18 protein-coding genes are annotated in these 20,605 nt (G+C 66.1%); 8 read left to right on the top strand and 10 right to left on the bottom strand.

The features are described from left to right. Positions 1-238 precede the first annotated feature (238 nt). From V8686_RS15305 to V8686_RS15290, 4 genes are all read left to right on the top strand, one after another. On the top strand, positions 239-1,351 hold the full coding sequence (locus V8686_RS15305; RefSeq protein WP_379705795.1) for a signal peptidase I: 1,113 nt from the start codon (positions 239-241) through the stop codon (positions 1,349-1,351). Next, positions 1,348-2,559: a hypothetical protein gene (locus tag V8686_RS15300; protein WP_379705792.1), complete on the top strand. Its 1,212-nt coding sequence runs from the start codon at positions 1,348-1,350 to the stop codon at positions 2,557-2,559. Before V8686_RS15305 ends, V8686_RS15300 begins: the two co-directional genes overlap by 4 nt. A 2-nt stretch (positions 2,560-2,561) precedes the next feature. Next, positions 2,562-4,568, top strand: coding sequence for a PGF-pre-PGF domain-containing protein (locus V8686_RS15295; RefSeq protein ID WP_379705789.1), 2,007 nt, complete (start codon positions 2,562-2,564; stop codon positions 4,566-4,568). A 285-nt stretch (positions 4,569-4,853) separates the two neighbouring features. Next, on the top strand, positions 4,854-5,552 hold the full coding sequence (locus V8686_RS15290) for an HD domain-containing protein (protein ID WP_379705786.1): 699 nt from the start codon (positions 4,854-4,856) through the stop codon (positions 5,550-5,552). Between the two features lie 99 nt (positions 5,553-5,651). Here V8686_RS15290 and gltB read toward each other — a convergent pair whose 3' ends face one another. The 6 genes from gltB to V8686_RS15260 form a co-directional block, all read right to left on the bottom strand. Then, positions 5,652-10,184, bottom strand: coding sequence for a glutamate synthase large subunit (gltB, locus tag V8686_RS15285; protein ID WP_379705783.1), 4,533 nt, complete (start codon positions 10,182-10,184; stop codon positions 5,652-5,654). Between the two features lie 158 nt (positions 10,185-10,342). Next, the gene (proS, locus tag V8686_RS15280; protein ID WP_379705780.1) at positions 10,343-11,818 is read right to left on the bottom strand and encodes a proline--tRNA ligase; all 1,476 of its coding nucleotides are present in this window, start codon (positions 11,816-11,818) and stop codon (positions 10,343-10,345) included. A 50-nt stretch (positions 11,819-11,868) separates the two neighbouring features. After that, entirely contained in the window at positions 11,869-12,633 is a 765-nt protein-coding gene (locus V8686_RS15275; RefSeq protein WP_379705777.1) for an endonuclease V, read from the bottom strand. A 4-nt stretch (positions 12,634-12,637) separates the two neighbouring features. Further along, a complete protein-coding gene (locus V8686_RS15270) occupies positions 12,638-13,594 on the bottom strand; it encodes a rhomboid family intramembrane serine protease (protein WP_379705774.1) in 957 nt (318 codons plus the stop codon). A 61-nt stretch (positions 13,595-13,655) separates the two neighbouring features. Beyond that, on the bottom strand, positions 13,656-13,805 hold the full coding sequence (locus V8686_RS15265; protein ID WP_379705771.1) for a hypothetical protein: 150 nt from the start codon (positions 13,803-13,805) through the stop codon (positions 13,656-13,658). A 92-nt stretch (positions 13,806-13,897) separates the two neighbouring features. Then, complete coding sequence (locus V8686_RS15260; protein ID WP_379705768.1) at positions 13,898-14,431, bottom strand: inorganic diphosphatase; 534 nt, start codon at positions 14,429-14,431, stop codon at positions 13,898-13,900. 331 nt (positions 14,432-14,762) lie between these two features. Between V8686_RS15260 and V8686_RS15255 the strand changes: the two genes are divergently transcribed. Beyond that, positions 14,763-15,122, top strand: coding sequence for a PadR family transcriptional regulator (locus V8686_RS15255; protein WP_379705765.1), 360 nt, complete (start codon positions 14,763-14,765; stop codon positions 15,120-15,122). On the opposite strand, the gene V8686_RS15250 is transcribed toward V8686_RS15255, so the two are convergent. Then, positions 15,103-15,666 carry a DUF7108 family protein gene (locus V8686_RS15250; protein WP_379705762.1) on the bottom strand — a complete coding sequence of 188 codons (564 nt, stop codon included), beginning with the start codon at positions 15,664-15,666 and terminating at the stop codon, positions 15,103-15,105. The two genes, V8686_RS15255 and V8686_RS15250, sit on opposite strands and share 20 nt — an antisense overlap. Beyond that, entirely contained in the window at positions 15,659-16,252 is a 594-nt protein-coding gene (gene rnhA / locus V8686_RS15245) for a ribonuclease HI (RefSeq protein WP_379705760.1), read from the bottom strand. The genes V8686_RS15250 and rnhA overlap by 8 nt, the downstream gene beginning before the upstream one ends. A gap of 113 nt (positions 16,253-16,365) precedes the next feature. Between rnhA and V8686_RS15240 the strand changes: the two genes are divergently transcribed. From V8686_RS15240 to nreA, 3 genes are all read left to right on the top strand, one after another. Then, positions 16,366-17,232, top strand: coding sequence for an alpha/beta fold hydrolase (locus V8686_RS15240; RefSeq protein ID WP_379705758.1), 867 nt, complete (start codon positions 16,366-16,368; stop codon positions 17,230-17,232). 113 nt (positions 17,233-17,345) lie between these two features. Further along, positions 17,346-18,314 (top strand): transcription initiation factor IIB, encoded by a 969-nt coding sequence (locus V8686_RS15235; RefSeq protein ID WP_379705755.1) that lies wholly within the window; start codon positions 17,346-17,348, stop codon positions 18,312-18,314. A gap of 102 nt (positions 18,315-18,416) precedes the next feature. Next, positions 18,417-19,667 (top strand): DNA repair protein NreA, encoded by a 1,251-nt coding sequence (gene nreA / locus V8686_RS15230; RefSeq protein ID WP_379705752.1) that lies wholly within the window; start codon positions 18,417-18,419, stop codon positions 19,665-19,667. Here nreA and V8686_RS15225 read toward each other — a convergent pair. Then, positions 19,664-20,104, bottom strand: coding sequence for a DUF302 domain-containing protein (locus V8686_RS15225; RefSeq protein WP_379705749.1), 441 nt, complete (start codon positions 20,102-20,104; stop codon positions 19,664-19,666). The two genes, nreA and V8686_RS15225, sit on opposite strands and share 4 nt — an antisense overlap. 54 nt (positions 20,105-20,158) lie before the next feature. Next, positions 20,159-20,581, bottom strand: a complete 423-nt coding sequence (locus V8686_RS15220) for a universal stress protein (protein ID WP_379705746.1) — start codon at positions 20,579-20,581, stop codon at positions 20,159-20,161. Between the last annotated feature and the right edge of the window lie 24 nt (positions 20,582-20,605).

The raw sequence follows: 20,605 nt of genomic DNA, 5'->3' as shown, positions 1-20,605 counted from the left end.
GTCAAACTGGAAATATCAGCCGACTCGGAGCTATAAACCCCGGATCTCGCCTTCTGTGTCTTGCCGGGACTCGGACCACGGTTCAGGCCTCGATTACCCGCACCGGATTCGTGTCAAAGCAGCGGATAACTAAGGCCGATACGGGGGTGGATACTACTAATGGGTTCAACGGGGACGTTCGACGGGTGGTCCAGCACGTGGTGGGGTACCACAACGACCGCTCACGGGGGTGGACGGCATGAGTGAGAGCGAGAGCGGCCGCGATACGCTCCGTCTCGTCGCGAACGTGCTCGTCGTTCTGCTGTTGATCGGCGCCGTGACGCCGTTCGTCGTCTACGCGGTGCCCCAAGTGGTCGGTGCGGATCACGGGCTGGTCGTCCTCTCCGGCAGTATGGAACCGCGAATGAGCCCCGGAGACGCCGTCATCGTCCGCGAGGTCCCACAGTCCGAAATCGACGAAGGCGATATCATCACGTTCCAGACGAGTAGTGAAACGCCAACCACCCACCGCGTGATGGACATCCGGGAGACCGAGGACGGCGTCGCGTACGTTACCAAAGGCGACGCGAACGAGGAACAGGATCCGGGGCTGGTCCCCCACGACCGGGTGGTCGGCGAAGTCGCCTTCGTGATTCCGTTCTTGGGACACGTGATCCAGTTCGCTAACACGCAGATGGGGTTCCTGGTACTCGTGCTCACGCCGATGCTGTTGTTCGTCCTCTCGGAACTCTGGGAACTGGCGAAGTCGATCCAGGGTGACGAGGCCGGGACCGACACACCCGAATCCGCCGCGGCCACCCCGCATCCGGATGCGACCACCGCCGCTGCCGAGACGGAAACGGCGACTGACGACGACGACGGGGGCCTCACGCTCACCCGCTCGAGCCTACAGGTCATCCTCGTTCTGTTCGGCTTCTACGTCCCCTACAGCGGGTACGTCGCCTACTCCACACGCGAAGTGTGGTCCATCGGAGCGGCGACGGCGACGGTCCTCGGCTTTCTGTTCTGTCTCGTCGTCTACGTCGCCAGCCGGGGTGCCACGCCCGGTGGGGCCGCGACCCGCGGGACCCGATCGATCGAGGGCGTCGTTCGTCACGGCGAACTCCCGGCCCGGATCGGCGAACGGACGACGATACCGCTCGACTCCGTCGAATCGCTGGTCCGGATGGCGGCCGACCGCGACGACTGGGTCATCTACGACGAGGATCGGGACACCTACTACATGACTCGCGACGACGCGCTGTACCTGCACCGGGCGGCGCCCGAGACGGATGGCGGCGCCCCGATGGAGACGTCACCTGTGGATGCGGATAGTTCCGGGGCCTCGGCGAGCGGTGGTGATGAAGCGTGACGAACCGTCCCGACCTGTCGCGTCGGAAACTCCTCTGGGGTCTCACGACCATCGGTGCTGCCGCCACGACGGGGAGCAGCACGGCTGCGCTCCTGCACGATTCCGCCCAGACCAGTGCGGAGATGTCCGCGGGGACGCTCGACCTGTCTGCGGCCTGGGGGAACGACGACTCGACCACGGAGGCTACCGTCGAATCGACGACCGAGGGCGATAGCGGCGAGAAGCGGATCACCCTCACCGTCGACGACAGTCCGGCGTACATCTGTTTCCGGACCGACTGCCCCGGGAATTCCACGGACGAGCAGTCGAGGATCGACCGGAATCGAACAGCCAGTGATGCCAATCGAACGGATACGGCCCGCAAAAGAGGGACCGTCAGTCCCGACGGCCGGCCGGACGGCACCTCCTCTTGGGGGAACGCCGCCCCCAATCAGGACCGCTGGAACCAGAAGCGGGACCGATCGACGAGCGTCGACGACCGGTATCAAGCGACGAGCGTCGAGGAGAGGCTTTTCGTGCGGTACGGCATCGACCGCGGCGACGGCAGCGGTGTCGAGTGGGTCTCCTCGTACATGATGTTGCTGGAAGCTCGCACCACCTTCGGCGAGGGGTACTGTCTCGAAGGCGAACTCGGTCCCGACGACACCTGGGAGTTCGTCGTGCAGTGGAAAGCGGACGACGTCGTGATGAACACCACCGACGTCGAGTTCGACTTCGAGTTCTACGCGAGTCAGACCAGACACGTCGACTCCGACACCGTCGACCCCGACTGGGAGTGTGGAACTGGCGGGGGAACCGGCACGGACGGGGGGCCGAGTGAGATCAGCTGGGTGGCGTTTTGTTCGTCCGCGCAGTTCGATCCGGGCGCCGCAGGCATCGATCCGACGCTGAGCGACGACGGTCGGACGGTGTCCTTCTCGGCCGTCCCGGACACCGTCACGACGGTCGTGATCAGATACGGCTCGAACCTCGACGTGGTGACCTACGGCGATCAGACATCGATCACCGTCGGTAGCGACGACGCGACCACCTACGACCACACGGAGTCCGGGTTCGATGGGACCGACCGGACCGGCGACGTTCCCTGTCCGGGCTCCTTCGGTTGCAAGTACGAGTTCCCCGGCTGGGAGTGCAAGTCCGGCACGCAGTCTCCCGGAGGGACCGAGGCGACTGGGACGGCCGGCGGCGACAACGGGGGTGACGTCTGACCGTGTCGACCGACGACTCGTGGCCCACCTGGACGACCGTCGCCGCCCTCGCTGTCGCCTTCGTGATCGTCGCGTCGGCGTCCGGCGCCGGAACGTACACCCTGCTGTCCGACGAGGAGTCCGTCTCCGGAAACGTCACCGTTCAGTCGAACTACCAGAACGGGATGTTCCACGTCGAATCCGTCTCCTGTGACGAGATGCGGTACAGCACCGATGGCCGCGCGGACGTCGACGACCTGGAGGCCATCAAGAACTTCGACATTTCGGGTACGAACGGGTGTGCCCGGGTCTCCTTCTGGCTCTCCCCGGACTGGTTCGGCACTGTCGACCCCGAGAAGGCGACTATCGGTCACAAGTCCAACGGCGAGTGGACGATTTTGGACACCGATGTGCGGACGGAAAACGACGAGACGGTGGTTCTGGAAGCCGTCACGAGCGGATTCAGTCCGTTCGCGGTGTTCGTGCCCAACGAGTCACAGCCGACGACTCCCGTCGGCACCCCGAACGCGACGCCGAGCAACGGGACGGCGGCGAACGCGACGCCAACGTCGACGTCGACCCCCACGCCCACGGAGGCACCGTCCGGCAATCAGTCGACGACCGACACCGGCACGCAGGAGTCCTCGACGACGGACAACGAGTCCACCACCGGAACGGCCGGCTCGGGTGCCGGGCCCGACGAGAGCGGCGACGCGACCGACTCGGATGACACCGACGACCTCGTCGATTCGGACGTCTCCGAGACGCCGGAGGAGTCAACCAACTCGACGGGGTCGGGCGCCCCCGAGACGCCGGATGACTCGACGAACTCGACGGATTCGAACGTCTCCGAGACGCCGGATGACTCGACGAACTCGACGGGGTCGGGCGCCCCCGAGACGCCGGATGACTCGACGAACTCGACGGATTCGAACGTCTCCGAGACGCCGGATGACTCGACGAACTCGACGGATTCGAACGTCTCCGAGACGCCGGATGACTCGACGAACTCGACGGATTCGGTCACCCCCGAGACGCCGGAGGATTCAACCAACTCGACTGACTCGAACGCCAGCGAGGGTGCTGACACACCCGACGACGGAACGAGCGACGGTTCGGACAGCACGGACGAAGACACGTCGAGTGACGATTCGGACTCGGACGACTCCGATACCGATTCGGACGATTCGGACGCGGATGATTCGGATTCGGACGACTCCGATACCGGTTCCGACGATTCGGACGCGGATGATTCGGACTCGGACGACTCCGATACCGATTCGGACGATTCGGATTCCGACGATGGCGACTCAGATGGAGATGATTCGGACGCGGATGATTCGGATTCGGACGACTCCGATACCGATTCGGACGATTCGGACTCCGACGATGACGATTCGGACTCGGACGACTCCGATACCGATTCGGACGATTCGGATTCCGACGATGGCGACTCAGATGGAGATGATTCGGACGCGGATGATTCGGATTCGGACGACTCCGATACCGATTCGGACGACTCGGATTCGGACGACTCCGATACCGATTCGGACGATTCGGATTCGGACGACTCCGATACCGATTCCGATGATGACGACTCAGATGGAGACGATTCGGACAGCGATGATTCGGACGCGGACGACTCCGATACCGATTCGGACGATTCGGATTCCGACGATGACGACTCAGATGGAGACGATTCGGACAGCGATGATTCGGACGCGGACGACTCCGATACCGATTCGGACGATTCGGATTCGGACGATTCGGATTCCGACGATGACGACTCAGATGGAGACGATTCGGACGCGGATGATTCGGACTCGGACTCGGACGACTCGGACGACTCGGACTCGGACTCGGACGACTCGGACAGCAGTGCGGGCTCGGACAACGACGCCGGCTCGGACAACAACGCCGGCTCGGACAACAGTGCGCCGGCCCTGGTATCGATGCCGACCCTGACAGCGATGCCGGCTCGGACGGTGATCCTTCCAACCACGGGACCGGTTCATAATGACCTTCGGTAAACGCCCGATTCCTCGCGCAGTCTGCCGGTTCGTGCGCGCCCTTCGTGGGTCGTCGAAGCCGCTCTGGACGATACCACTGGTCGCAGCAGGGTTCTGGTTCGTCAGACTTCCGGGGATGCGGCCACGCGCGCCGAAGCGGAACGTTATCGTCTGTCTGGTGTATCTTTACGCCGTCGTCGTTCTGGCGTCCGCCGGGCCGATCTGATATTCTTGTCGTAACGCCTAATAGTCGAACACTCCTTTTTTCGGCAATGAGACACACACGAACGCAATGGAGGTGGGACTGTGGGGGTTGAAATCAAGGAGTCGGCCGTCTCCGACGAGGAGTTCGAGGAGATGAAACGGTTCGTCTCCGACTACCTCGCGGCGAGCGTAGAGAACGAGCGAGACGGCGGTCGGATGCGGTGGTATCCGTGGCACAGTGCCGAGTATCGTTTCAATCACACGCTGAACGTGGTGGACCTGGCGACGGAGATCGCCCATCGCGAGGGCGCCGACATCGACGTGGTTCGCGTTGCGGCGCTCTTTCACGATATCGCGAAACTCGAAGCCGAACAGGAACGCCACGCCGACGAGGGTGCCCGAGTCGCCCGCGAGTATCTCGCCACGCACGGCGAGTATCCGCAGTCCTTCGTCGATCAGGTGGCCCAGTCGGTTCGGGAGCACTCCTACCAAGGACCTCTGGAGGACGTTCCTCTGGAGGCGCAGTGCCTCATCGAGGCCGACATCCTCGACAAAGTGGGCGCCAACGGCGCGGTGTTGATGCTGCTCCGGATGGGCTACGAGTCACGGACGCACATGGACGCCGGCGAGATGGTCGACCGCGTCCTCGACCGGGGCCGCGATGCGGCCGGTCGCGTCGAGAGCGACGCAGCGGAGGGCATCGCTCACCAGCGGCTCAAACGGGTCAAGTGGTTCCGCGAGTGGCTGGAAGCGGAAATACCGGGCCTCGACGAGCGCAGCGACGAGTCGGACGCGACGTAACGCCGCCCGCCGGAGTTCTCACGCTGTCGGCCGTAACTGTTTCGAGATCGTCGCCGCCCCGAGGTAGCGACTCTCCGTCTCGACTGACAGCCGGCAGTATCAGTCGTCGCCGGTCTGTACCGTTTCCGCACCGATTTCGCCGCCGCCGACCGCCGATGCCGGCTCGGGCAGTTCGTTGCGCACGTCCTCGCGACTCTCCTCGGCGATGACCTCCGCGTAGGCGTCGGGCATCACCTTCGTGAAGTTCCGCACTTCCGAACCCCAGTCGTCGAGCAGCGCGGCCGCACGGTCGCTGTCGGTGTACTCGGCGTGATTCTCGACCAGCCGGCGGAGCATCGCCTCGTCGGCGTCCTCCAGGTCGTGGTGGATGGTCACCATGCCCTCGTTGGCGCGGTCATCGAAGTCGCCGTCGGGGTCGTAGACGTAGGCGACGCCGCCGGACATCCCGGCCGCGAAGTTCCGTCCGGTGTCGCCGAGGACGGCTACGACGCCGCCGGTCATGTACTCACACCCGTGGTCGCCGACGCCCTCAACGACGGCTTTCACGCCGCTGTTGCGGACCGCGAAGCGCTCGCCGGCCAGGCCGTTGACGTAGAGCTCGCCCTGCGTGGCGCCGTAGAGACAGACGTTCCCGACGAGGATGTTGTCCTCGGGTTCGTAGGCGGCCGTCTCGGGCGTCCGGACGATCACTTTGCCGCCCGAGAGGCCCTTGCCGACGTAGTCGTTGGCGGCGCCGACGAGTTCCATCGTCACGCCATTGGCGAGGAAGGCGCCGAAGCTCTGACCGGCGATACCGTCGAAGGTACAGGAGATTGTGTCCTCCGGTAGGCCGCTCTCGCCGTACCGCCGCGAGATACGGTTCGACAGCATCGCTCCGACCGCCCGGTCGCCGTTGGAGATGTCCCGTCGCAGGTGGATCGGTTCTCCCTCCTCGATGGCGTCCGTGGCCTCGCCGATCAGGTCGTGATCGAGGTGGGTCTCGACGTCCGCGTGTTTCTGTTCGCGGACCTTGTGGCGCTCGCCACCTTCGGGTTCGGCGATGATGGCCGAGAGGTCCAGGTGTTTGGCCTTGGGATGGTCGGTCTCGACCTGTTCGAGGAGCTCCGGCCGGCCGACCATCTCGTCGATCGTGCGGAAGCCGAGGTCGGCCATGATCTCTCGCAGCTCCTGTGCGAGGAACGCCATGTAGTTGATGACGTGATCCGGCTGCCCGGAGAAGCGCTCGCGCAGGTCCTCGTCCTGCGTGGCGACTCCAGTCGGGCAGTTGTTGGTGTGGCAGATGCGCGCCATCACACAGCCCGAGGAGATGAGGCTGGCCGTCCCGAAGACGTACTCCTCGGCGCCGAGGAGTGCGGCGACGGCGACGTCACGCCCAGTCATCAGCCCGCCGTCGGTGGAGACACGGATGCGGTCGCGCAGTCCCGTCGCGCGGAGCATCTGGTTGGCCTCGGCGACGCCGAGTTCCCACGGAAGGCCAGCGTTCTTGATCGACGTCTTCGGCGATGCGCCGGTACCGCCGGAGTGGCCCGAGATGTGGACCACGTCGGCGTTGGCCTTCGCGACGCCGGCCGCGATGGTGCCGATACCGGCCTCCGCGACGAGTTTCACGTTGATATCCGCCTCGGGGTTGGCGGTCTTCAGGTCGTGAATGAGCTGTTTGAGGTCCTCGATGGAGTAGATGTCGTGTAGCGGCGGCGGTGAGATGAGACCGACACCCGGCGTGGAGTACCGGACGTGGGCGATCATCTCGTTGACCTTCTTGCCAGGGAGGTGTCCCCCTTCGCCGGGCTTGGACCCCTGGGCCATCTTGATTTGGAGTTCTTCCGCCGACGAGAGGTAGTTCGACGTGACGCCGAACCGGCCGGAGGCGACCTGTTTGATGTTGCACGCCTTCTCGGTGTCGAACCGCTCCGGCGGTTCGCCACCCTCGCCCGTGTTGGATTTCCCGCCGATGCGGTTCATGGCGATGGAGTTGGTCTCGTGAGCCTCCGGCGACAGCGATCCGAGCGACATGGCGGCCGTCGAGAATCGTTCGACGACTTCGTGTACCGGCTGTACCTCGTCGATGGGCACCGGGTCACGGTCGCTGTCGAACTCCAGCAGTCCGCGGAGGGTCTGGAGGTTCTCCTGCTGATCGTTGATCAGTCCCGCGAACTCCTGGTACTTCTCGTAACTCCCCGAGCGGACGGCTTGCTGAAGCGTGCCGACGGTCTTCGGGTTCCACTGGTGGTGGATCCCGTTCGACCGGTGCTCGTACTCGCCCTGTCGCTCTAGGTCGGGGTCGTCCTCGAAGGCGACGGCGTGGCGCGTCTCCAGGTCGTCTTCGAGCTGGTCGATGCCGATGCCCTCGGTTCGAATCTCCGTTCCCTCGAAGTACTCGCGGACGAACTCGGAGGAGAGGCCGACGGCCTCGAAGATCTGGGCGCCTTGGTAGCTCTCGACGGTGGAGATGCCCATCTTCGCCATCGTCTTCAGGAGGCCGTCTTCGAGGGCCTTGATGTAGTGGGCGATGGCCTCGCTCTCGTCGGCGCCGTCAGGGCCAGCGACGATGTCCGTGATGCTCTGGTAGGCCAGGTAGGGGTTGACTGCGTCGGCGCCGTAGCCGACGAGCGTGGCGAGGTGGTGGACCTCACGGGGGTCGCCGGATTCGATCACGAGGCCGGCGTGGTTGCGGAGACCGTTGCGGACCAGCGCGTGGTGGACGCCACCGGTCGCGAGCAGGCTGGGGATCGGGACCCGATCCGCGCCGGTGTTGCGATCCGAGAGGACGACGATGTCGGCGCCCTCCTCGATGGCGTCACGGGCGTCGCGGCGGAGGCGTTCGACCGCCGTCTGCAGGTCGCCGCCCTTCTCGTAGGTCATGTCGACGACGGTCGAACTGAACTCGCCGTCGAGATGCTTGATCGACTCGGTCTGGGCGTCGGTCAGGACCGGCGAGTCGACGACGAGTTGGCGGGCGTGTTCCGACGTCTCGTCGAGGAGATTGCGCTGTGGGCCGAGCCGTGACTCCAGACTCGTCACCAGTTCCTCGCGGATGTAGTCGATGGGCGGGTTCGACACTTGCGCGAACAGCTGTTTGAAGTAGGTGAACAGCGGCCGGTTGAAGTCGGAGAGCACCGACAGCGGCGTGTCGTCGCCCATCGAACCCACGGGATCCTTGCCGTCTGTCGCCATCGGCTCGATGAGGTGGTCGAGCTGGTCGTAAGTGTAGCCGAAGGCCGACTGGTGGGTGCGAAGCGTCTCGATGCGGTTCCGCGGTTCGTAGTCGCTCTGGGCCGACTCGTCGAGGTGGCGTTGTTCGCGCTCGACCCACTCCCCGTACTTCTCGTCGGTGAGGCTGTCGAACACTTCGTCGTCGGGGACCACGCGACCCTCCTCGGGGTCGGCGACGAGCAACTGCCCGGGCTGGAGGCGGTGGCGCTCCTCGATGTCCGCGGGGTCGACGTCGAGTGCACCGGCCTCGCTGGCCATGATGAGGCGGTCGTCCTTCGTCACGTCGTACCGGCAGGGTCGGAGCCCGTTGCGGTCGAGGGCGGCGGCGACCTGTTCGCCGTCGGTGCCGACGACCAGCGCCGGACCGTCCCACGGTTCGACGAGGCTCGCGTGGTAGTCGTAGAAGTCCTTGCGCTCCTCGCTCATCGCGTCGTCCTTGCGGAAGGCCTCGGGGATGAGCATCCGGAGCGCGTGCGGCAGGTCACGCCCGCCCTGGACGAGCAGTTCGAGGGCGTTGTCGACGGAGGCGGTGTCGCTCTGGTTCGGGTCGTTGATGATCGGCTTGACCGTCTCCAGGTCGTCGCCGAAGTCGGGGTGTTCGAGGTCCGTCTCCCGCGCCCGCATCCAGTTGATGTTGCCTCGGATGGTGTTGAACTCGCCGTTGTGGATGATGTTCCGATAGGGGTGTGCGAGGTGCCACGCGCCGAGGGTGTTCGTCGAGAAGCGCGCGTGGACGAGCACGAGCGTCGACTTCACGCGCTCGTCGACGAGGTCCGGGTAGTACGTCGGCAGCTGCGTGGCCTTCAGGAGTCCCTTGTAGACGAGGGTCTTGCGGTCGAGCGAACAGATGTAGAAGCGACCGGCGCCGGCCGAATCGAGTTCGTCGATGGCGTTCTCGACGGCGCGTCGAGCGACGTAGAGCGCGCGGTCGAACGCGTCGTCGTCCATCTCCTCCGCCGGCCGGACGAAGGGTTGCTGGACGTAGGGCTCGGAGTCGAGCGCCGTCTGGCCGAGTTCGTGATTGTCCGTGGGCACGTCACGCCAGTGGAACACGTCGAGGCCGTGTTCGGCCAGCGTCCGCTCGAAGATGGTCATCAGTCCCTGTCGGGCCGCCCCGTCCTGAGGCATGAATACCGAGCCGACCGCGTAGGGTTCCGAGAGGTCCGCGTCGACGACGTTCTCGAAGAACTCGTCCGGACGCTGGATCATGATCCCGGCGCCGTCGCCGGTGGCTTCCTCCGCGCCCGTGGTTCCCCGGTGTTCGAGGTTGATGAGCAGGTCGATGCCGTCGGCGACCGTCTGGTGCGAGTCGCCACCGTCTAAGTCGAGGACGACGCCTACGCCACAGTTCGATCGGTCGTCGGTGGGGTCCGCCAGCCCCCGCTGATCGGCGTGGGCGTCTCTCCGCGGCTTGGTCATAAGCGCCATACCACATACCTCCTTATTAGCCTGTTCCTGTTACCGTAAGGCTTCATTAACCACATACAAGGTAATATATATCATACTAACCTTGGGGAATACCTTAGCGAAGGTAGATAACGATTAATCCCCGCCAAAATCGGCGTCCGGCCGGTCGATCAGTACGAACGGGCGAAGTAGGCCGTCTCGACGGCGTCGGCGTCACAGAGCGCGCAGGTCTCGCCGTCGTGGATCGGTTCGGTGTCGCTCTCGCTTCCCTCGAAGGGGACGAGGACGATTTCGGCGGCCACCTGCTCTTTGATCGTCGCCTCGCAGTCCTCGTCGCCACACCACGGCGCCTTCACGTAGCCGCCGTGTTGACCGATGGTGCCCAGAATCGACGCACGGTCCGACGCCTCGCGGACGTTCTCGGTTAGATTCTCCTCGGCGGCGGCGTACAGTTTGGCGTACACCTCGTCGAAGTTGTCGTGGACCGTGTCGACGATACCCTCCCGGTCGGCCCCGACCGACTCGCCGTCCGGCCGGTGGACGAGGGTGACCGTGCCCTCGTCGACCTCGTTGGGACCGATTTCGATCCGGAGGGGGACCCCCTTCAGCTCCCACTCGTTGAACTTGAAGCCGGGGTTGTGCTCGTCCCGGTCGTCGAGTTCGACTCGCACGCCGGCCGCCTCGAGGTCGGCGGCGATGCCCTCCGCGTACTCCAGGACGTCGTCTTTCGTCTCTTCCTGCCAGATGGGGACGATCACGACCTGTTCGGGCGCCATCGTCGGCGGCAGGACCAGCCCCTGATCGTCGCTGTGGGTCATGATGAGCGCGCCGAGTGCTCGCCACGACAGCCCCCACGAGGTGGTGTGGGCGACGCGTTCGTCCTCGTCCTCGTCGGTGAACGTGATGTCGAACGCCTCGGCGAAGCTCTGCCCGAGGTAGTGGCTGGTCGCTCCCTGGACCGACTTGCCGTCCGGCATCAGCGCCTCGACGGTCGTCGTCGTGTCTGCACCGGGGAACTTGTCGTGTTCGGGCTTCTTCCCGCGGAGGATCGGAATCGCCAGCACGTCCTCGTACAGCTCCTCGTACTGGTCGAGACGGGTCGTCGTCTCCGCCCACGCATCATCCTCGCTCGCGTGCGCGGTGTGGCCCTCCTGCCAGAGGAACTCCTTGGTGCGGAAGAACGGTTTCGTCTCGGTCGCCTCCCACCGGATCACGCTACACCACTGGTTGACCCGCATCGGAAGGTCCCGGTAGCTCCGGATCCACTGACTCAGGTACGGGGCGATGATGCTCTCGCTGGTCGGCCGGACCGCGAGTCGCTCCTCCAGTTCCTCGTAGCCGCCCTGTGTGACCCACGCCACCTCGGGGTCGAATCCCTCGACGACGTCCTTCTCACGTTCGAGATACGACTCGGGGATCAACATCGGGAAGTAGGCGTTCTGCACCCCAGTCGACTTGAAGCGGGCGTCGAGTTCGTTCTGGATCGTCTCCCAGAGCGCGTATCCGCGCGGGCGCGTCACGATGAAGCCGCTCATACCCTCGGGGCCGTAGTTCGCCAGCCCAGCCTTCTGGACGACTTCGGCGTACCACTCGCCGGTGCTGTGTTCCTTCGACTCGGTGATCCCGAGTTCCTGATCGTCGCTCATTACCGGGTGGTGACGGAGATACGGCTTAAAACGTGCGGAGCGCACGCGGACTACTCGAGGGCCGTCTTACACTCGTCCGCGTGGACGTCGGCCAACCGCGTCGGCTCGGGGAGTTTGTAGCCACCACAGAGCCGTTCGACGACGTCGACGGCCGTCTCCGCGCTCGTCCGGTGTCCCGGACTCACGTACAGCGGGTTGATGACTGGGTTCGAGTCGTACTGCCGCGACTGGTAGGCGTAGCCGAGCAGCGTCCCGTCGGGGGCGTCCACGTCGTCGTCCGCGAGGACCGGCGCCCGCCACCCCGCGGGACGGCCCTCCACGTCCGCGTCCACCCGTCCACAGAGCAGGTTCTTCGCGACGCCGACACTCGGTACGTCGAGGACGACGCCGAGATGCGTCGCGAGGCCGGCCTGTCGGAAGTGGATGTGTCCGCTTCCGTCGAAGACGACGAGGTCCGGGTCGGCCTCCAGCGCCTCGAACGCCGCGAGGATCGGGCCGCCCTCCCGAAAGGAGAGCAGGCCCGGAATGTACGGAATCTCCAGCTCCGTCACCGCGTGGGTGCGTTCGACCACGTTGCCGCCACGCAGGCAGACGATGGCGCTGATCGCCCGGCCGTCGAGGAAGGCCTGATCGACACCGGCGACGAGGGGCCGTTCGCCGGTCAGCGTCGCGTCCGTTGACAGCGAGACGGCCGCCGGATCGAAGTCGACGTCGTCCTCGAACCGTGCCACCTCGGCGACTCGTCGCTGAAGCGCTTCCATCTCCTCCCGGGACTGCGACGGGTCGGGAACGAACTCGGGACGGACCGGGGTCACGCTCTCACCGCCGTCCGGGGCCGCCGGGACCACCGGGGCCGCCCGGTCCCCCCGGCCCGCGGCCGCCGCCGAAGCTCAGACGGTCGGGCACCCGCCGGGGCTGCTTGATCCGCTTGCCGTACGCCAGTCCGATCACCAAGCCGATCAGATGCGCGAGGTGGGCGACGTTGCCCTGTCCCACCGACGAGGCGGACTGCGGGGAGAGGAAAAAGAGCACGGAGATGACCGCGAAGCCGGCCGTGAACAGCCAGAGCGGGATGGGAATGATGAAGTAGAGGTAGATCCGCAGGCCGGGATTGAGGACGGTGAGGACGCCGAGAACGGCGAAGATGGCGCCACTCGCCCCGACGACGCTCACGCCCGTTGGACCGACCGAGCCGAGGACGATACTGGCCCCGACAAAGCCCAGGCCGGCGAGGACACCGCTGACGAGGAACAGGGCCGCGAAGCGCTTCGAGCCGGTGTATCGCTCGACGAGTGGGCCGAAAAAGTACAGCACGATGCTGTTGCCGGCGATGTGATACAGACCACCGTGGGCGAAGATGGAGGTGATCCACGTCCAGACGTACAGGAGGTGATCCGACCGGAGGACGAAGAGCGTCTCCATCGCCGCCCGGCCGGCCAGAGCGCCGACGATCAACTGCAGGGCGAACGTGATCCACATAAGCGCGAGGAACAGGTACGCGACGTTGCCTCTGAAGTAGCCGAGCACGCCGCCGGTGCCGGTCAGCGAGCCGCCGAGACCGGGGAGCCTATCGAGGAGTCCCCCGCTGCGCTCGTTCTCCGACTGGACGCCGCCGTCGAAGCCGCTGTCGAACACGCCGGACGGGTCGTTCCACTCGTCCAATCCGGGACAGTCGTGGTTCTCCGGGAGGCGGTGTTCCGCACAGAACGTCCCGCCACAGCGCCGACACTGGTACGGCAGGTTCTCGTGGCTGCCGCACTCGTCGCACTGAGCCATTGTCGTTCAGTAACAGCGGCGCCGACAAAAAGGGGTGCGGTCCCCGTCACCGCCGCCGGGACTACCGCCCGGCGCCGTCCCCTCGACGTCGCTCCCCCCGCGTGGCACCCGGCGACCGTCCGTACGGCGCGTCCGATCGCTCGTCGGCGTCGTAGTTCGCCGGGACGACGGTCGGGTGACTGAGTCCGGGGTGGGTGTCGGTGTCGACCATGCGAGAAGCCAGGGGCGTCACGCAGAAAAGATTACCCATGCGCATAACACATGGGGCGAGCCGAGCGGATAACCGACGGGAATGGCGCCCGTTCAGGCGAACTTCTCGTCGTAGAGGTCGAGGGCGTGTTCGATGGCGTCTTTCGCGGCCGCCTTGTCCTCCCAGCCGAGCGTCTCGACTTCCTTGCCCTCCTCGAGGTTTTTGTAGGTCGAGAAGAACTCGTCGATCTCGTCGATGGTCTGCTGGGGGATGTCGCCGAGATCCTGGAAGTGGTCGAACCGGGGGTCCTCGGTCGGGACGGCGATGACCTTGTCGTCCTGTTCGCCGTCGTCGTCCATCTTCATGAGGGCGATGGGACGCGCCTCGACGATACAGCCGGGGAACGTCTGGTCCTCAACGAGGACGAGGACGTCGAAGGGGTCCTCGTCGTCGTAGTACGACTGGGGAATGAACCCGTAGTCGCTCGGGTAGTGGACGTTGCTGTGGAGCACCCGGTCGAGGACGACGCCGGGGACGTCCTTGTCGTACTCGTACTTGTTACGTTCGCCCTTGAGACACTCGACGACGGCGGTGATCGTCTCTGGCGGATTCGGGCCGGGTTCGAGGTCTTTCCACAGGTTCACCATAGTCCAAAGACGGCAGAACCGCCAAATAGGCCTTTCGGGACGGACCACGGGAATACGAATGAAAAAGTACATGAACGCCCGTCCCTGACTCAAAATGACACGAACGGCCGACTCGAGGTGTACGTTCCCTCGGGTCGCCCGTGTCTCCCCGGGCAAAACACTCGGCCGACGACGACCGGGCAGTCGTCGTCCCACGCGGACGGGTGCAAACTGGTACGATCAGCGATATGTCCGACTTCGGTAACGTCGGATTCGGGCGCCCTAGGCGCTGATTCTCACGTTCAAGATCGAGTTGAGAAGGGTTAAATATCCCCGTGACATGTTTTTTAGTATGTCAGAGGCACAAGCGGTAAGCAGCAGCCCCGGCATCGTGCGCGATCTGACCGCGTTCCAGCACAACATCCTCGTCATCCTCTCCGAGGAACCGATGTACGGTCTGGCGATCAAACGCCAACTCGAGGACTACTACGGGACCGAAGTGAACCACGGACGCCTGTACCCCAACCTCGACAACCTCGTCGAGATGAACCTCGTCGAAAAGAGTGAACTCGACAAGCGGACGAATCAGTACGAACTGACCGACGAGGGCCACGAGGCGGTCCTCACCCGACTCGACTGGGTCCTCTCGAAGTTCGTCACGGACGACGACCGAGCCAGCGACGTTCGGAACCTCATCGACGCGCAGCACTGAATTCGGGCGGCTCCGTTTCCGTCACCGCGAAGACGTGTTCGAGCGACTGCTCGACTACGGCTCGTTGCTCGTCGCTCGGCCACGCGTTTCGCGGGTAGTACTCCGTCAGAAACTCCCGTAGCTCCGCCGGCGTCGCCGTCTCCACGCGGCGGGCGTAGTGGTTGCCCATGAAGTCGGCGAACGCGCGAGCGTTGCTCGCGTGAACCTCGCCCACGCGCTCGTGGACCCGCTCCACCACGTCGGCGTTGTGGGCTTCCACCGCCTCCCACTCCCCCGCGTCGCCGCTCCCGGACAGCGAAATTTCCACTGCGCGGTCGGTGTCCTCGATGCGATTCAGCTGCGCCGTGTCCCCGTCCACCCACTCGGCCGGGTGGAGTACGAGCGTGTCGTCGGCCTCGCGGACGCGTGCGGTGTAGTCGTACGCGGCGAGGCGGTCGTCCCGGTCACGTTCGTAGGCCGCCGCCTCGTTCTCGTCGACCGCTCGGCGGGCCAGGCGCGTGAGTCGTTCGGCCTCCTGCTGGAGGTCCCGTGGCAGGTCAGTCATCGTCGAGAGCCTCGTTCGCCAGTCGGTCGGCCCGGTCGTTTATCTCCCGCGGAACGTGTTCCAGCGACCAGCGGTCGAACCCGTCGAGCAACTCCCGGACCGTCACCCGTCGCTCCCGGAGGCCGGGGTCGTTCGCGTTCCACTCCCCGCGCACCTGCTTGACGATCAGTTCCGAGTCGCCGCGCACGTCCACCTCGTCGAAGCCGTGGTCGCGAGCGACGTTCAGGGCGCGAATCAGCGCCTCGTACTCCGCGCGGTTGTTCGTCGTCTCGCCGATGGTCTCGCTCCCCTCGTCGACGATGCCGTCGCCGGAGACGATGACCCACCCGACGGCGGCCGGCCCCGGGTTGCCGCGGCTCGCCCCGTCGAAGTAGACGTGTGCTCGCCCGCCCGCGTCCGAGAGGAGCGCGGTCAGGTCCGTGGGTCGTGCGCCCTGGACGACGACGCTGTCGTCGTAGGCGACAGCCACCGCGTCGCCGCGTTCCGCCCGCCAGCGTTCGTGGTCCGTGTTTCCCGCCTCGACGTCGACGCCGGCCGAATCCAGCCGCCGTCGCGCCTCGTCGGGATCACAGTCGATGGTCGGCATCGGCCGCACTTCGAGCGACCGACTCAAAGGCCGTTCGTTCCGCCGCGGGCACGGCGACTCCCGCAGTCGACCGTTCCGCCACCTATTTTTGCCCCGTTCGTCCACCCCCGTCCATGGTCCCCGACGACACAGGTGCCCCGCGGACCGTCTCGACGGCCGCCGGTCGACGCGTCTCGTACGCCGAGTACGGCGACCCCGAGGGTGTGCCGGTTCTGTTCCTCCACGGGACGCCGGGATCACACGTCCTCGGCGGCCTCCTGGCCGCGGCGGCGGAGCGGGCGGGGGTCCGCCTCGTCGCCCTCGACCGTCCCGGATACGCTCGCTCGACGCCGTGGCCGACGCGGACCCTCGCCGACACCGGCGCGTTCGTCACGCCCGTCCTCGACGACGTCGGCGTCGAGACGGCCGGAGTCGTCGGCTTCTCCGGCGGCGGTCCCCACGCCCTCGCCCTCGCGGCGACCCACCCCGACCGCGTCGACGCCGTCGACGTGGTCGCCGGGGCGCCGCCCCCGTCGCTGGAGTCCCGCCTCCCGGCTCCACAGCGACTCCTGACGGCTCTCGCCGGTTCCTCTCCCCGGTTCCTCCGCGGCCTGCTCGGCGTGCAGGCGTGGATCGTCGACCGGCTCCCCCCGCGAGTCGTCGTCTCGCAGTACACGACGACGACGGACCCGAACGACCTGTCCCCGGGCGTCGCCGAACGCGTCCACCGAGACTTCGTGACCGCCCTCACCGACCACCGACGCGGCGCAGTCACCGAGTTCACCCTGCTCGCCCGGGAGTGGGACCTGCCCCTCGACGACGTCGACGCGCCGGTCCACCTCCGGCACGGTGGTCGGGACGCGAACGCCCCGGTCGCGGGCGCGCGCCGTCTGCGTGACCGACTCCCGACCGCCGACCTCACCGTCTACGAGGGCGCCGACCACCTGTCGACGCTCCTTCGGTGTCGGCCGTCCGTCCTCGACCGATACGCCGGGGAGTGACGGCCGAGCCGGCACGTCCGCGTCTCGTCGGCCGGCCCGTGGCCGGCGGTCGGCCGCGATTCCCCTTCCGGCCAAGGATTTAAGTAACCGCCAACTACGACTATAAAAACGCGATGACACGGCCCACCCGCCAGCGGGACGACCGGACGCGATGGCAGGGCGAGGAGGAGGGGGAAACCGAGGACGCCGACGTCGACCTCGACGACCTCGATCCGGAGGACCTCGTCAGGACGGCCGACGGCGAACTGATCCACGAAGAAACCGGACTCATTATCGAGGAGGAACAGATCGATCCCGGGCCGGAGTGGCGGGCGTTCAACCACCAGGAACGGCAGGAGAAATCGCGGGTAGGCGCCCCGACCACCCAGACGATGCACGACAAGGGGCTGACGACGACCATCGACTGGAAGGACAAGGACGCTTACGGACGCTCTATCTCCTCGCGGAAGCGTTCGCAGATGCACCGCCTGCGGAAGTGGCAAGAGCGCATCCGAACCAAGGACGCGGGCGAGCGCAACCTCCAGTTCGCGCTCTCGGAAATCGACCGGATGGCCTCCGCGCTCGGGGTTCCGCGCTCGGTCCGGGAGGTGGCGTCGGTCATCTATCGGCGCGCGCTCAACGAGGACCTCATCCGCGGCCGCTCCATCGAGGGCGTCGCCACCGCCGCGCTCTACGCCGCCTGTCGAAAGGAGGGTATCCCCCGCTCCCTCGAGGAGATTTCGGAGGTGTCGCGGGTCGAGCGCAAGGAGATCGGTCGGACCTACCGCTACATCTCCCAGGAACTCGGGCTGGAGATGAAGCCCGTCGACCCGAAGAAGTACGTCCCGCGCTTCTGCTCGGAACTCGAACTGAGCGAGGAGGTACAGTCGAAGGCGAACGAGATCATCGAGACGACCGCCGAGAAGGGCCTGCTGTCCGGCAAGTCGCCGACCGGCTACGCCGCCGCGGCCATCTACGCCGCCTCCCTGCTCTGCAACGAGAAGAAGACCCAGCGCGAGGTGGCCGACGTCGCTCAGGTGACCGAGGTCACCATCCGCAACCGGTATCAGGAACAGATCGAGGCGATGGGCATCCACAGTTAGCGGCGGCGGTCGTAGACGGAGAGCGGTGCGACCCCGTGACCGCTCACGGCCGCACCGACAACCAGTACTCTCAAGCCACGTCGCCCGTTAGCGACGCCACCCATGCGCCTCGACGACTTCATCGACATCGAGGCCAACGAACGCGCCGAGCGACGGCGCCTCGCGAAGGAGAAGTCCTACGCCATCCTCGACCACGTCGAATCGGTCGCCGACCGCGTCGAGCGAACCGTCTCCGGCGACTCGGTGGTCGGCAGCGTGTCGCCCTCTATCTTCGTCGGCCGGTCGAACTACCCCGAGGTGTCGACGGGTATCCTCTCGCCCGTCGGCAACGAGGACGACGCCGCCCGCTTTGCCACCAGCGGCGAGTGGTACGAGGAGGGGGTCGACCTGACGGAGGTGTTCCGTCGGCGGACGAGTCTCCTCAACTCCCGGCGCTCGTCGCCGGTGGACGTCTCGGACACCTGGGACGGCTTCGTCGGCGTCGGCCGCGAGGTGGCCCTCGCCGATCGGCCGGTCGACGTCGAGATCGGATTGGACGACGACCCGACCGTCGACTTCGACGCCGACGGCGTCTCGACGCCGACCGGTCCCAGCGCCCCCGCCCGGTCGGCTCACCTCGGCGAGAATCCACACGTCCCCCGCGCGGTGGAGAAGACCCTGGAGGACGACGACTGGCGCGCGGAGGGAGCCATCAACTACCTCTATCGACGCGGGTTCGACGTGTACGAGGTGAACACTATCCTCTCGGCGGGGGCGCTTGGGCGGAGCGAGAACCGCCGACTCGTCCCGACGCGGTGGTCGATCACCGCCGTCGACGACACCGTCGGGCAGTTCCTGCGCGGGTCACTCCGCGACACGAAGAGCGTGAACGAGGTAGAGATCCACCGCAACGAGTTCCTCGGCAACGCCTACTGGGTGATCCTCGCGCCCGGGCAGTGGGAGTACGAACTCGTCGAACTGAAGGCGCCGGGTAGCGTCTGGAACCCCGATCCCGAGGCGGGCATGTGGCTGGCGGCCGACCGTGAGGGATACGAGGGCCGAACCGGCTACGTCGAGGAGACGGCGGGCGCGTACCACGCCGCTCGGCTGGCGGTCCTCGAACATCTCGACGAGCGCGGACGGACGGCGAAATGTCTGGTCCTCCGACACGTCTCCGACGAGTACTGGGGGCCGGCGGGCGTCTGGCAGGTCCGGGAGGGCGTCCGCCACGCCTTCGAGGGCGAACACGCAACCGCCGAGACGCTTTCCGACGCGGTGCGGGGCGTCGTCGACTACCTGCCCACCACGCTCGCCGACCTCCGGCGCAAGTCGGCGATGGTCGCCGGCCTCCAGTCGACGCTCGCCGACTTCTAGAGCGCCTCGAACGCCGCGTCGACCAGTTCCCCCGTCGTCGCGACGATGTCTTCCATCTCCTCGTCGTCCGCCGTGAGACCAACCAGCCGGCCGATACGCATGATACTGACGTGGTAGACGGTCTGGAGGCCGGGCTCTTCCTCCCAGACGACCACGTTACAGGGCATGAGCGCGCCCATCCGGCCGTCGCTGGCGTCGAGCGCGCGGTCGGCGACCGCCGGGTTGCACGCCCCGAGCACGTAGTAGGGGTCCCGATCCGCGTCGACCTTCTCGTTGAGCATCTCGGAGGGCGAGAACTCGACGGGAACGCCGAACCCCGCTTCCTCGAACGCCTCGCGGACGTGTTCGATGGCTTCCTCGTGGTCCATCTCCAGCGTCGCACGCTGTTCGCCGATGTCCGTCGCGTCGAGTGCCGTGGGGTCGATAGGGAGCGACATGATAGCACCCACGCGCTCCGGCGAGATAAATGACTCCCGTGACGTACCCGTCTCTCACACCGTCTGGACCGGAATCGACGACGCCTGGACGACTCGCCGCGCCGTGTTCCCGACGAAGGGCTTGTCGGGGTCGCGCTTTCCGTGTTTGCCCATGACGATCACGTCGGCGTCGTGGTCCTCGGCGTAGGCGACGATCTCCTCGTCGGGGATACCGGTGACGACCGCCGTCTCGCACTCGACGCCCGCCTCGGTGGCCAGGTCACACCCCTTCCCGACGAGTTCCTCCCCCTTGGCCCGGATGCGCGATTTGGTCTCCGCGATGTCGCTCGGCACCGCCACGAAGTCGGCTTCCCCCATGTCGACCACGTAGAGGAGCGTGAGTCGACCGCCCGAGTCGGAGACGATATCGATGGCGTGTTCGATCGCCTGCCTCGCCGCCTTGCTCCCGTCCGTCGGCACGAGAACGTGCTGGAACATACGCGGACACACAACTGTCAGCTG

The sequence above is a fragment of the Haloplanus litoreus genome, assembly GCF_045690335.1.
In the GTDB taxonomy this organism is placed as follows: domain Archaea; phylum Halobacteriota; class Halobacteria; order Halobacteriales; family Haloferacaceae; genus Haloplanus; species Haloplanus litoreus.
Note: the sequence above shows the minus strand (reverse complement) of the source record. Positions and strands in the feature narration are given on the sequence as shown.